11 protein-coding genes are annotated in these 12,369 nt (G+C 63.2%); 3 read left to right on the forward strand and 8 right to left on the reverse strand.

The genetic code is table 11. The annotated features are described in order from the left end of the window. Window positions 1–11 precede the first annotated feature (11 nt). From HMPREF3162_RS08775 to HMPREF3162_RS08785, 3 genes are all read right to left on the reverse strand, one after another. Window positions 12–923 (reverse strand): hypothetical protein, encoded by a 912-nt coding sequence (locus tag HMPREF3162_RS08775; protein WP_070777625.1) that lies wholly within the window; start codon window positions 921–923, stop codon window positions 12–14. Between the two features lie 228 nt (window positions 924–1,151). Beyond that, on the reverse strand, window positions 1,152–1,943 hold the full coding sequence (locus HMPREF3162_RS08780) for a maleylpyruvate isomerase family mycothiol-dependent enzyme (RefSeq protein ID WP_070777626.1): 792 nt from the start codon (window positions 1,941–1,943) through the stop codon (window positions 1,152–1,154). Window positions 1,944–2,038: 95 nt separating this feature from the next. After that, entirely contained in the window at window positions 2,039–3,166 is a 1,128-nt protein-coding gene (locus tag HMPREF3162_RS08785; protein WP_070777627.1) for a diacylglycerol/lipid kinase family protein, read from the reverse strand. 98 nt (window positions 3,167–3,264) lie between these two features. Here HMPREF3162_RS08785 and serS point away from each other — a divergent pair, with 98 nt between their 5' ends. Continuing rightward, window positions 3,265–4,551, forward strand: a complete 1,287-nt coding sequence (serS, locus tag HMPREF3162_RS08790) for a serine--tRNA ligase (protein WP_070777628.1) — start codon at window positions 3,265–3,267, stop codon at window positions 4,549–4,551. Window positions 4,552–4,588: 37 nt separating this feature from the next. Continuing rightward, window positions 4,589–5,422 (forward strand): HAD family hydrolase, encoded by an 834-nt coding sequence (locus tag HMPREF3162_RS08795; protein ID WP_070575583.1) that lies wholly within the window; start codon window positions 4,589–4,591, stop codon window positions 5,420–5,422. Here HMPREF3162_RS08795 and HMPREF3162_RS08800 read toward each other — a convergent pair. From HMPREF3162_RS08800 to ilvA, 5 genes are all read right to left on the reverse strand, one after another. Beyond that, window positions 5,405–6,286, reverse strand: coding sequence for an HAD family hydrolase (locus tag HMPREF3162_RS08800; RefSeq protein WP_083318966.1), 882 nt, complete (start codon window positions 6,284–6,286; stop codon window positions 5,405–5,407). The genes HMPREF3162_RS08795 and HMPREF3162_RS08800 overlap by 18 nt on opposite strands. After that, complete coding sequence (locus HMPREF3162_RS08805) at window positions 6,283–6,876, reverse strand: hypothetical protein (RefSeq protein WP_070777629.1); 594 nt, start codon at window positions 6,874–6,876, stop codon at window positions 6,283–6,285. Before HMPREF3162_RS08805 ends, HMPREF3162_RS08800 begins: the two co-directional genes overlap by 4 nt. Further along, window positions 6,876–7,406, reverse strand: coding sequence for a proteasome activator (locus HMPREF3162_RS08810; RefSeq protein WP_070777630.1), 531 nt, complete (start codon window positions 7,404–7,406; stop codon window positions 6,876–6,878). The genes HMPREF3162_RS08805 and HMPREF3162_RS08810 overlap by 1 nt, the downstream gene beginning before the upstream one ends. Next, window positions 7,399–8,541 carry an NAD(P)H-quinone oxidoreductase gene (locus HMPREF3162_RS08815; protein ID WP_256282702.1) on the reverse strand — a complete coding sequence of 381 codons (1,143 nt, stop codon included), beginning with the start codon at window positions 8,539–8,541 and terminating at the stop codon, window positions 7,399–7,401. The genes HMPREF3162_RS08810 and HMPREF3162_RS08815 overlap by 8 nt, the downstream gene beginning before the upstream one ends. A gap of 145 nt (window positions 8,542–8,686) precedes the next feature. Then, window positions 8,687–10,021, reverse strand: a complete 1,335-nt coding sequence (gene ilvA, locus HMPREF3162_RS08820) for a threonine ammonia-lyase IlvA (protein ID WP_256282703.1) — start codon at window positions 10,019–10,021, stop codon at window positions 8,687–8,689. A gap of 67 nt (window positions 10,022–10,088) precedes the next feature. Here ilvA and HMPREF3162_RS08825 point away from each other — a divergent pair, with 67 nt between their 5' ends. Continuing rightward, window positions 10,089–12,347, forward strand: coding sequence for a maltokinase N-terminal cap-like domain-containing protein (locus HMPREF3162_RS08825; RefSeq protein WP_070777631.1), 2,259 nt, complete (start codon window positions 10,089–10,091; stop codon window positions 12,345–12,347). Window positions 12,348–12,369: the final 22 nt, after the last annotated feature.

The following is a 12,369-nucleotide window of genomic DNA, read 5'->3' on the forward strand; positions in this document are numbered from 1 at the left end:
GCGACTGCCGCTCAGGCCTTGCGGTTGCGGCGGGTCAGCAGAACGGTCGCACCGCCGACGGTGAGCAGTGCGGCACCAGCTGCCAGAGCGCCGAGGCCCTGACCGGTGCGCGGGAGAGCGCCGGACGAAGCAGGAGCTTCCGATTCTTCATCAGCGTTGGCTTCGTCGGCATCAGACTTGTCGGAGTCAGAGGAATCACCGGAGATGGCTCCGCCGGTGCTGCCGGACTTCTTGTCTTCCTTCTTAGCTTCGCTGACAACCTCGAAGGAGTCCTTGAGCGTCTCGCCGTCGAACTCAGCGGTGATGGTGTACTTGCCGACGTAGTCCTCGGCATTGCCGTCGGTGATTCCGGCCACGCTGAGGGCGGCGATGCCGTCTTCGTCAGCTTCGACGGTCTGTGAGTAGGACTGGACGTTCTTTGCCTTGCCGGAGGTGCCGGTGACGGTGAACTTCACCTTGGTGCCGGGTTCAAGGCCGGAAACGGCAGCACCGATGCCCTTCTTCTTGTTGTTGAAGTCGCTGGCCTTGATCTTCTTTTCAGACAGGTGCAGAGTCGGCTCTGCAGCAGGTGCTTCTTCCTCAGACTCTTCGTCTTCAGCCGGGGCTTCTTCGCCGGACTCTTCGCCCTCGGTGCTGTCTTCGGGCTGTTCGTCAGAAGGTGTTTCGTCGTCAGCCGGAGCCTCGTCGCCAGCGGGTGATTCGTCCTCGCCGCCTTCGCCCTCTTCGTCCTTGTTGTCATCAACCGGGGTCTCGTCGGCGTCGGCGTCGGTGTCGTCAGTGGGTGTTTCGTCGGCAGCCGGGTTTGTTGATTCGGTCTCGGACGACGGGCCCTCCGAAGCGAAGGCGGGGGCTGCGGCGAATCCGAATGCGCCGGTCAGGCCGACCGAGAGGGCTACTGCGGGAGCGAGGATGGTCTTCTTCACGGTGATCCTTTTCCTAAAAGAGAGTGCGAAGCACCCGTGTGTTTGACCCCTTCAACCTAGCCGCACCTGTGTGAAAGATCAGTGTTTTCTTGGAACTTCCAGGTGAACATCTCAAAACGGCATCAAATGTGCAGGTCAGAGCGCATCGTATTCCGAGGGCCCCGGGCGCTCAGATTCCGAGATCCCGGAATTCCGTGCTGTCTGGGCCTCGAATCTCGGTCCGGGTGCTCAGACCCAGGGTGGGGGAGTGGGCAGGTCTTCGGGGGTGGCCGTGCCCGAACCGCCCTTTGCGTCGTCCTGTCGTCCCGACGCCGGCCACCCGCGGCCGATTGCATACTGCAGAAGTTCGTTGAATTCGCCTGTCACTTCGACCGGTGTGCTGAAGTCCGTTTCGTTCTTGGCGGTGCCGGGAATGTCGATGTGCCAGTCGCTGAGGTCATCGCGATCAGTCACGTGGAAGAGAAAGTTCGCTCGTGTCTGAGTCTTCTTCCAGTGGTCAATGAGCTCAGCGAAGATGCGATCGGCCGCCGCTGTGGGAAAGTCGAGCGCGGTGTAGCCGATGTTGAGGTCAAGTGCGTGGACAAAGCACTCCCGGGCTCGTGCCCACGGAATGAACGATGCGGCAGTGTCCTCTCCCTGCCCGGTGCGGACAAGCGCAGACCACGCCTCGTCGTTCATGCTGCTGAGTGCCTGCGTGAGCTCTTCGGACGCTTCGTGGGCCATTGTGCTCACATCCCCGTCGGCGGTCGAAGCGGCAAGCTGCTCGATTTCGGCATCACGCGCTGCTCGTGACGGGTACATGGGGTTTTCCCGTCCGGTGCGCGCCCATTCGATCAGCCGCATAAAGGCGTCGGCATTGGCGATCACGTGCATGGCCACGTGCTTGCGGGTCCACCCCGGCAGCCGCGATGGGCTGTTCATACCGGTGTGCGTCACCTGGTCGAGAGCCTGCAGGTAGAAGCCTTCAGCGAGCATTCTCAGCTGGAGGTCGTCTGTCGTGCTTGGGGTGTCGTCAGCCATGGTCACGACAATACCGGCCGAATCGCTGTGCTGCCGGTCGATTCACTGTGCCGTGCTGTGAACAGTCTGCGGCTGCGCGGCAAGACCGCTGCTGTCTATCCCGGCAGGTTCCACTGGGCCGTGCGCATTTGGCGACGCTGATTCGGCGTGGGTGTGCGCAGAGTCAGAGCCCCGTGGACAACCTTCATTTCAAAGTAATCGCTCATGCCGGCAGAATCCCCGTCCAGCTGCAGGGCGAGTTCTTCTTCGGCTTCGATGATCACCGACGCGCACGTGAGGATTTCGGTGGCCGGTCCCCGCTTGCGGCGCCCGACCACCGAAAGCAGCACTGAGGCCCACTGCGCGATGTTCTTCGGCGTGGTCACCAAAACGTTGATGAGCCCGTCGTCCGGCCGTGAACCGGGAAGCAGCTCAAGGCCCGCCTGCACGCGGCCGGCGTTGGCTCCGAGCACCGAGCGAATGGAATATGAGCGCACTGGTTGGTCGTCGAACTTCATCTTGACCTTTGTGCGCTTGCCGGTCAGCTGCCGACTGCCGGCTTCGACATAGGCCAGCCAGCCGATCCGCTGTTTGAGCTCCGGCGACACGGTTTCCATGACCGCCGCGTCATAGCCCATGCCGGTCATGACAACAGAGGTGTCCGGTTCGGCGCCCGGGCTGGTGCGCGTGCGAATGACGTCAATGTGCCTGTCGTTGCCGTACATTGCGATTTTGATGGACCATTCGGGATTCTCAAAGAACAGGCCCGTGTTTCGGGCCAGCAGGTTTCCGGTGCCGATCGGCACCAGGCCAAGCGCCACATCGGTATCGGCAATCACATGAGCCACCGCGCGCACAGTGCCGTCCCCACCGGCGGCGATGATGAGGTCGACTCCTTCATCGAGCGCCTTCTGGGCCGCAGCGACCCCGCCGTCGTCTTCGTCAGACGGGATGATGAGCGGCTGGGCCCACCGCGAATTGCGCGCTTCGGTCTGGGCAGCGGCGATGATTGCCTGGGCTTCGGGTTTTGTGGGGTTGTACACCACGGCAAATCTGGGCTGTCTGTCGGACGAGGTGCCGTTGAGTTCGCGCTCTGCTGTCACCTGCGCGAGTTCGGAAGAGGTCTGGCGTTCCATGTTCCGGCGAGTGCGCATTGCTCCGACGCTGTGTCCGATGGCGTATGCAATGAGGGCTACGACGACTATAAGAAGGACGGTCAGAACAGTCTGCGTGCCTAGATCCATGCTGCGAGTTTAGCTATTGCGTCTGAGAGGTTCGTGCGGATGCGCGGGTTCGCGCGCCCGTCACCTGAATGTTCAATGGGGCGGGCTAAGCTGGGGGCGTGATTGATCTTGTGCAGCTGAGGAACAACCCGGACGTCTTCAAGGCCTCACAGCGGGCCCGCGGCGGAAGCGTCGAACTGATTGACGACGTCCTGTCCGCCGATTCCGCCCGCAGGCAGAGTCTGACCGCTTTTGAAGAGGCTCGCGCCCAGCAGAAGGCCTTCGGCAAGAAGGTTTCGCAGGAAAAAGACCCAGAAGCCAAGCAGGCGCTCGTAGCGGAAGCCAAGCAGCTGGCCGAACGTGTCAAATCACTCGAAGCTGACGCTTCGGAAGCCGAGCAGGCATTCACCGCCGCGGTGCAGAAAGTGCCGAACCTCATCATCGACGGTGTGCCCTCCGGCGGGGAAGAAGACTCCGTGGAGATCCGCCGGGAAGGCAGTCCCCGCGATTTCGCCGCGGAGGGCTTTGAACCGAAAGACCACCTGGAGATCGGCGAAGGGCTTTCCGCAATCGACACCGGCCGCGGAGCCAAGGTGTCCGGATCCCGCTTCCACTATCTGACCGGCTTTGGTGCGCGCCTGGAAATGGCGCTGCTCAACCTGGCTATGGACACCGCGATCGAAGCCGGCTTCACCCCCGTGGTCACCCCGACCCTGGTCAAGCCCGAGATCATGTCCGGCACCGGATTCATGGGCGAGCACGCCGATGAGATCTACTTCCTGGAACGTGACGACCTCTACCTGGTCGGCACATCGGAAGTGGCCCTGGCCGGGTACTACAAAGACGAAATCATCGACCTGTCCGAAGGTCCCATCCGCCTGGGCGGCATTTCCAGCTGCTACCGCCGCGAAGCCGGGTCCTACGGTAAGGACACGCGTGGAATCATCCGAGTCCACCAGTTCCAGAAGGTCGAAATGTTCGCCTTCACCCACCAGGAAGACGCCGAAGCTGAACACCAGCGGATGCTGGATCTGCAGGAGAAAATGCTCGGCTTCTGCGAACTGCCGTACCGCGTAATCGACATCGCCGCAGGTGACCTCGGCGATTCCGCCGCCCGCAAGTACGACACGGAAGCCTGGGTTCCCACCCAGAACACCTACCGAGAACTGACCTCCACCTCGAACTGCACCACCTTCCAGTCCCGCCGCCTGAACATCCGCACCCGCGGCGAAGACGGCAAAACCGAAGCCGTCGCCACCCTCAACGGCACCATGGCGAACACCCGCTGGATCGTGGCAATCCTGGAAAACCACCAGCAGGCAGACGGGTCGGTCAGCGTTCCCGCTGCCCTGCAGCCCTATCTGGGCGGCATCAAGGCGTGGGGGCCGGAAGGACCGCGGCGCTGACACACCGACCACAGCCGGACGACCCACAGGAGAGATCGTGACCGAGTACATCGTCGCCCTTGACCTCGATGGAACAGTAGTCGACTACGAGAACCGACTGTCGGATTACACCCGCGCAGTCATCCGCGCGGTGTCCAGGCGAGGTCATCACGTTGTCATCGCCACCGGACGCACTGTCGAAGGGGCGCTCGATGTGGCCAACCGACTGGGCCTGACCCACGGCTACGTGGTTGCCTCCAACGGGGCTGTCATCGTCGAACTCGATGCCCAAGCCGACCGCGGATGGTCGGTCTACCACGTGGAGTGCTTTGATCCCGGCCCCGCGCTTGAGCGAATGTCCTCGGTTCTGCCCGAAGCCCTGTACATGGTCGAGGATGCCGATCTGGTGCGCTGGTCCTCCGGCCAGTTCCCCGACGGTGACCTCGCCGTGGGCAGCGATCTTCGTATGACCGACTTCGAAGACCTCAAAACCAAAACCGCCACGAGGATCGTCATGCGCGAAATGACGATCGACAACGCTGAATTCGAAGAGTCCGTCAAAACCATCGGCCTGCATGGGGTCACCTACTCCGTCGGCTGGTCGAACTGGCTGGACATCCAGCCCGACGGGGTTTCCAAAGCCAGCGCCATTCAGCGCGTGGCCGTTAACCTCGGTGTCGAACAGAAGCACACGATCGGCGCCGGTGACGGTTCGAACGACGTTGAAATGCTGCAGTGGGTCGACACTGCAATCGTCATGGGCCAGTCGAAGGAAAAGCTCGGCGCCTACGCCGACATCATCGCCGCCCCCGTTGAAGAAGACGGCCTGGCCGAACAGCTGGTGAACATCTTCGAACTGACGAAAGACGAAATCTCAGCCGAGTTCCGCTGAGCGGGCACGGGCAATCGCTTCGAGCACCGGGGCGATGCCGCCGTCAGTCAATGCCGGCGCCCGGAATGCTGCAGCCCGCAGCGCCTGCTGGTGGCCGTCGGCTATCGCAAAGCCCGCTCCGGCCCACGTGAGCATTTCAATGTCATTGGGCATGTCCCCGAAGGCTGCGACTTCCTGCGAGCTGATTCCCCGGTCGGCCGCAAAGACTTCGAGCGTGTGCGCTTTTGTGATCCCGAGTGCTGCCAGTTCGATCAGCCCGGACGAAGGGTTCGAATGGGTCGGGTGGAAAATCCCACGGGCAAGTGGGCGGACGGTGTTGAGAAGAGCCTCGGAATCATAGGAGCCCGGAACGCGGACAAGAACTTTGAGGACAGTGCCGAGTTCGGCTTCTTCGCCATAGGCGATTTCGGGAGCCTGTAAGCGCGCCCGAACGGCAGCCGATTCAGACAGTTCGGTTGCTGAATCGTGCACAAAGCCCGGTGCTGTGAAAGACCCTTCCGGGGTTTCATAGGCCAACGCGGCCCGCGGCAGGACAGAGTGCAGGCGCTGACGAAAAGCGACCAGCTGGTCGGTGTCGATTCCGTAGACCGCCGCCAAGTGTCCGCTGTGCATATCCAGCACTGCGGAGCCGTTGGCGCAGATAGCCCACTGCAGGCGCGGCAGCTGCTGGGCCACCGGGTCCATCCACCGAAGCGGTCTGCCCGTGACGGGAACAACGTCAGCGCCGGTTTCGCGAACAGCCTCAACTGCTTCGCGCACGCGCGCTGTTATGGGCGTGCCGGTCTCTAAAAGCGTGCCGTCGACATCCGTGGCGATCAGGCGGATGCGGGACAAAGCGCGGTCGTCCGGCAAGTGCATGCTCATGGCGATTCCTTTCCCAAGGTGCGCGCGTGGGCTTGGGCAATGAGGTGTTCGGCATCGTCGACGAAACGGGCGGCAGCTGCGGCTGAGGCGTCGGCCGCCGGTGCTTCAGCTGCTGGAAAGTCGTCGGCTGGGGTGCCCGCTGAGTCTGTAGAACGGCGTGTTTTATCCCGTACCGCGCTCTGTGCCTGCCGGGTCGAAACTCGCACATGAGCTGCCGCTTGGGCTGCCTCAGACACTTTGCTCGCCGCGTGGCTGAGCAGTTCGGGGAGATCGCCTGCCTGGCGGCGGACATCAGCTGGGAGGACCAGGCCTTCCACCGGCCACCTGCTGTGGGCGTATTCGGCAATGCCGGCTGCCCGCTGGTCGAGTTCGGACAGCCGATGGGTCAGTTCGACCACTGCCAGAACCGATGGGGTGTTGGGTGCTTCCTTCTGGGCTTGCACGGCGGTTGTATACAGCCTGTCGACAGCGCGGCCGAAGCGGTCGCGGTGCTGCCGCCACAGACCAGTGCCCAGGCGGGCATCCAATGAATGGTCCCGCTGGTCGCCGGTATCAGGCGTGCGTGATCGCAGCCATGAGAACAGTCCCACTACAGGTAGTTTCCAGGCCCTGCCGGGGCGTCTCCGGGCTTTTTGCCGGGTTGGACCACGGGGGCTGGCTGGCCTTCTCCGTTCATGGCCTGGCGGGCCATGATGGCGGTTTGAATGCTCTGCACCAGACCGTCAATCCACCCCGAAGCGTGCGAAACGGCTATGAGCAGTTCGCCGCGTGAGGGTGTGACGGGCAGCGCGGCGGCCCCGCGGTCATATTCTTCGAGCAGTTCTTCGCTGAGAACTTCTGCGAGGTCTTCGCGTACGCCCTTGTGGATCGCACTGAGCCGTTTGCGCCCGGCAGCGTCGAGGTCGTCGGTTCCGCGCAGGTCTTCCAGCAGCCTGTTGAGGGTGCTGCCAATGCGCAGAACCCGGGAAGGGTCGGCGACATCGGGGGTTTCGTCGTCGCTTTCCGGGCTGTTCTGTTCGCTGTTTTCAGTGATGGCATCCGTGTCTGCATCAGCAGTCGGCTGCTGTTCTGCTTCGGATTCGATTGGGGCTTCAGCGGTGCTGGTGTCCGCTTCAGTCATGCGCACCTACCTTGAGGATTACCTTGCCGATGGCTTCACCGTCTTCGAGCAGACGGTGGGCTTCGGCGACGTCGTCAATGGGCAGTTCCCGGTAGACCACCGGGGTGATGCGGCTGCTTGCCACGTGCGGCCAGAAGTCCTGAAGAAGGCCGGTGACCACGGCGGCTTTCTGTTCTTCTGAACGTGCGCGCAGAGTGGTTGCAATGACCGTCTGCCTGCGGACCATGAGTCGGCCAAGATTGAGTTCGGCTTTCGCACCGCCTTGCAGGCTGATGACCACCAGCCGACCGTCGCGCGTCAGTGCTTCCGTGTTGCGTTCGAGGTAGGCCGCGCCCATGATGTCGAGGATGACGTCAGCACCGGGACGCCGGCTGCTGTCGCGGGGAAGCCCAAAGAAATTGGGGGAGTCCGGCTGCCCGGCGTCTGCCGTTATCTGCTTGATCCGGTCGACAAAGTCTTCTTCGCGGTAGTTGATGACAGCGTCAGCGCCCAGTCTGCGGCAGAAATCGGCCTTGCGCTCACTGCCGACGGTTACGGCTGTTTTTGCTCCGTGGGCTTTGGCCATTTGGATGGCCGCCGTGCCGATGCCGGATCCGCCGCCGTGAATGAGCACCCATTCGCCCGGCTGCAAACCGGCGGTGGTGAACAGGTTTGAGTACACAGTTGCCATGACTTCCGGCAAAGCTGCGGCTTCCGTGAAGCTCATGGGGCGTTCAGTGTCGCTGTGCGGGTCGGAAACAGTGGGAATGGGCATCAGCTGGCCGATGGGCACCGGAACGTATTCGGCATAGCCGCCGCCGGTGAGCAGAGCGGCCACTCTGTCGCCGATCTGCACGGCCGTCAGAGAAGAACCGGCCCCGGAAGCAGCTCCGGTCTGGCGGCCAGCTGCATCCGCAGGATTGACCGAGACAACAGTTCCTGCGACTTCCAAACCGGGAATCTGCGTGGCGCCTGCGGGCGGCTGGTAGTTGCCTTCGCGCTGCGCGATGTCGGCGCGATTGACCCCGGCGGCGGCAACGCGCACGAGGGCGTGGCCCGGCGGGCAGTCTGGAACGTCGACAGTATCGACCCGCAGGGCATCGCGCCCACCGGGTTCGGGGATTGTCACCGCGCGCATAGTCGTCAGTTCAGCCATGGGGCAAGCCTATCGGCAGGTACTGACACGAACTTTCAACCGGCACCTCGGCAAATCTGGCCCAGCACCTGGGCAGACTAAGACCCTGCCGTCCCGGCGCCTCGTCAGAGCTTGCGACCGCGCACCCAGCTGCGCCCAGCCGAACTCAGACGAACATGTGGAACAGCGGCGAGTCTTCCCCGACCTTCTCGATTTCGAGAGGCGATTCGTCCATCCTCTGCAGCAAGCCGGGCAGGTCAGCCGCGTTGCCCAGCGTGATGCCGACAAACGCGGGTCCGGTTTCACGGCCTGAGCGCTTCATGTACTCAAACAGGGCGACATCGTCATCAGGGCCCAGAACTTCGTCGAGGAATCGGCGAAGAGCTCCCGGCTCCTGCGGGAAGTTCACAATGAAGTAGTGCTTGAGCCCCTCCCACACGAGTGAGCGCTCAAGGATCTCCGAGTAGCGGGAGATGTCATTGTTGCCGCCGGTGAGAACACACACGACAGACGAACCGGCGGGAACTTCGAGCGGGGCAAACGACCCTTCCGGCCCGACAGAGGCTGAAGCGATTGCGCCGGCCGGTTCGGCGATGATGCCGTCCACCTGGTACAGGTCGAGCATTTCCTTGGCGATCCGGCCCTCTGGAACCGGGTGCAGCTCAAGGTCCATGTCGGCGATCATCCGGTAGGTGACATCGCCGGCCCGGCGCACCGCGGCACCATCGGCAAAGGAATCGATCTCAGGAAGCTCCACCGGTTTGCCCGCAGCCCGCGCGGCGATCATAGAGGCCGCCCCGGCAGGCTCCATGCCGATGACCTTGGTGTCGGGCATGGCCTCGCGAGCGAATTCGGCAATGCCGGCGAGAACTCCGCCGCCGCCGATCGGCACGACAATGTAGTCGGGGTCGTAGCCCAGCTGATCGCGGATCTCGACGCCGATCGTGCCCTGCCCGGCGATTGTGCGCGGATGGTCGAACGCCGACACCATGAGAGCACCGGTGCGTTCGGCATAGCGTTTGGCCAGCGCCGATGAGTCGTCGTAGGTGGACCCCTCGATCACAACGGTCACGCGCTCACCGCCGAAATGGCGGATTCGCTGGATCTTCTGCTGCGGGGTGGTGCGCGGAACAATGATCCGCCCGTTGATCCCCAGATCGTTGCACGCCTGGGCAAAACCCTGCGCGTGATTGCCGGCCGAAGCGGCAACAACACCGCGGGCGCGCTCTTCCGGGGTCAGCTGCAGCATGAAGTTGAAAGCACCGCGCACCTTGTAGGACCGGACCGCCTGCAGGTCTTCGCGCTTGAGGTAGACGGAAGCTCCCGTCGCGGCCGACAGCCGCTCGGAAATGTGCAGAGGCGTCGAAACCACTTTCGGCTGAATTCGCGAGGCGGCCTCACGGATTTCAGCAGCTGTCGGGGGGACCTGGGGTTTCTTGCCGTCTATCAACACGTTTTCATTCTCAACCTCAGCTGATGGAACAGCAACTTCCCGCGTCATATCACAGAAAATCGAGTACTGGCCGATACAGTGGGAAGGTCAGTCCGGTTTGGTGAGGAGAACAACAGTGGCGATCAGCAGTGAGCTTGAGCACCTGCTTTCGGAGTGGCTGCCCCGACAGTCGTGGTTTCCGAGGCAGCAGGGGGTTCTCGGCCGCGTGCTCGCAACCTCCCCGGACGTGACCCCCATGTCGTCAGTTGAGGTGTTCCACATGGAACTGCCCAGCGGCGGTGAAGTGCACGGCTATGAGTCGGTCATTGCCGTCGGCAGCGCCACCGCGGGGGGAGAACAGCAGGTGCACCGCCTCAACATCCCCCTGACGTACAGAACTGAAGAAGAACCCAGTCTGCGCGCGCACCTGATCGGCCGCATTGACGATCTGACTCTCGGCCGGGTCTGCGTGTACGATGCGGCGGCTGACCCAGCCTATGTGCTCACCATGGTTGGTGCGAGTGCCGCCGGACGCAGCTTTCCCGGCAACCAGATCAACGCGCACCGCGTGAATTCGCGAGCGGTCAATGTCAATGATCTCAATTCGCCGGAAGCCGTGGCTGAGGCTCTCGGTTCTGCCCGCATCACGGTTTCGGACCGCGGCAATGTCACGAATGCGGTCATCGACCGCGGGGCGGAGCGTTCGGTTCTTACGGTCTTCCGCCTGCTCAATGCGGCTACCGCTGCCGCGCTGCACATGCCGGTGGCGTTGACAAAGGCCGGTTCGGCGGCTGTTCCGCACGTCGCCGGATGGGTTTCCGGCCGGTGGTTCGACGGCTACGGCCTGTCCGAATGCGAACTGCCGACCCTCATGCTGACCAGCGGCGAAGCCGAAGCTGACACCGCGTGGGCGCAGGCGGTCCGGTCGGCACTGGAAGTCGACTCCGGTTCGACTGCCAGCTTTGTCGACACCGCCGGGGCAATCGGCAGGCGGATCGGCGAACTGCACGGGGACCTCGCCAGCATTTTCGGCATCGTCGAATCCGAGGATGACGCAGGTGCGTGGATCAAGAAGTGGCAGAAGCGCGTTGACTGGGCGCTGGAGCGTTCACCGCTGACTCTCGAACCGCTGCGCGGCGATCTCAGACGGCACCGCAAATGGCTTGCTGAGCTTGAGTCGGTGGGCGGCCTGCAGCGCATTCACGGCGATCTCACGCTCGGCAACGTTGTTATGGCGCCCACCGGGGGACCGCGGGTGCGAAACTTCGCCGAAGGCGCTGACGGCCAGGGCACAGAGCCGAAGCCTCCGGCGCTGGACCTGGTTGCGCTGCTGCGCTCCCTGGACTACGCGGCTGGATACGCTCGACTCAAGCGCACGGGCACTCTCGAATCTGACGATGCGCCGATCACCTCTGGTCTGTCTGCTGACGAGCTGCGCGAACTCACGGACTCACCGGAGTCCGAATGGTCGAAGCGGGCACAGAACTCGCTTCTGACCGGATATTCACGCGCTGTGGAAGGGTCTGTCACACTGGATGACCCAATCCTGCGCGCGGTGCTCATCGACCGCCTGCTGGTTGAGGTTGTCACGGAGCTTCGCAACCGTCCGGCCTGGCTGACCGTGCCGCTGGCAGCGCTGACGCTGGCGCTGCGCGGTCGTCCGTCGAAGGCCACCCCGCGCGGTACAGCTGCCCACCGCAGCGGCCCAATTGAACCGACCAAGGTGACGAAGACTTCGCGCGGTGAAGATGACGCTTCCGCAGCGCGTGGCGCGGCTGCGGCTGATGACGATCACGAAGGCGCTTTTGGGCTTGGCGGCACGGCAATTCCGGTGATGGACACAGAGACTGCTGTCGACGATGCTGCCGACAGTGCGGAGGCCGAAGGCGCGGGCACCGGAAGGACGGGTGCTGCGGGCGAAGATGTGCAGGTCTCGGCCTGGTCGGTGCCAGGTGACAAGATCAGCGCGGAGGACTTCGCGCAGCGGTCTGAACTGCAGATTCCACAGCAAGACGAATCGGCGGGCGAGGCCGCCCCGAGTGCTGAACTCAACCAGAAGCCGGTCATCAGGCCCGTCGAGACAGTTGTCGAAGCCGACGGAGCAGCCGCTGCAGAAAGCGTCGAAGAAGCTGACAAGAGAATGCAGCCTGAGCCCAGCTGGCCGGATCTGGCTGACAGGGGAACCGAAAAACAAGCCGAAGACAGCACAGGGCAGCCACAGGGCGCCTCGTGGGATTCTGCCGAAGTCTCACCCCGGTGGGCGCCTGCGCAGCCGGGTGTGGGTGGGCTTGTCATCGGCGACTACACCCTTAGCGAAGAAGACGACTACGATGCCGAAACGGCAGAAGAAGAGCAGCCGCCGGCGCAGCCGAAGTCAGCCCGCCGAGGTGACTGACAGCTGAGGCCCAGACACATGC

It is taken from the genome of Brevibacterium sp. HMSC07C04, assembly GCF_001815905.1.
Taxonomy (GTDB): Bacteria; Actinomycetota; Actinomycetes; order Actinomycetales; family Brevibacteriaceae; genus Brevibacterium.

Excerpts from the sequence above, each read along its gene's own strand:
- HMPREF3162_RS08780 (WP_070777626.1), bottom strand. The coding sequence starts at position 1,943 with ATGGCTGACGACACCCCAAGCACGACAGACGACCTCCAGCTGAGAATG.
- HMPREF3162_RS08785 (WP_070777627.1), bottom strand. The coding sequence starts at position 3,166 with ATGGATCTAGGCACGCAGACTGTTCTGACCGTCCTTCTTATAGTCGTC.
- HMPREF3162_RS08800 (WP_083318966.1), bottom strand. The coding sequence starts at position 6,286 with ATGAGCATGCACTTGCCGGACGACCGCGCTTTGTCCCGCATCCGCCTG.
- HMPREF3162_RS08810 (WP_070777630.1), bottom strand. The coding sequence starts at position 7,406 with ATGACTGAAGCGGACACCAGCACCGCTGAAGCCCCAATCGAATCCGAA.
- HMPREF3162_RS08815 (WP_256282702.1), bottom strand. The coding sequence starts at position 8,541 with ATGGCTGAACTGACGACTATGCGCGCGGTGACAATCCCCGAACCCGGT.
- ilvA (WP_256282703.1), bottom strand. The coding sequence starts at position 10,021 with ATGACGCGGGAAGTTGCTGTTCCATCAGCTGAGGTTGAGAATGAAAAC.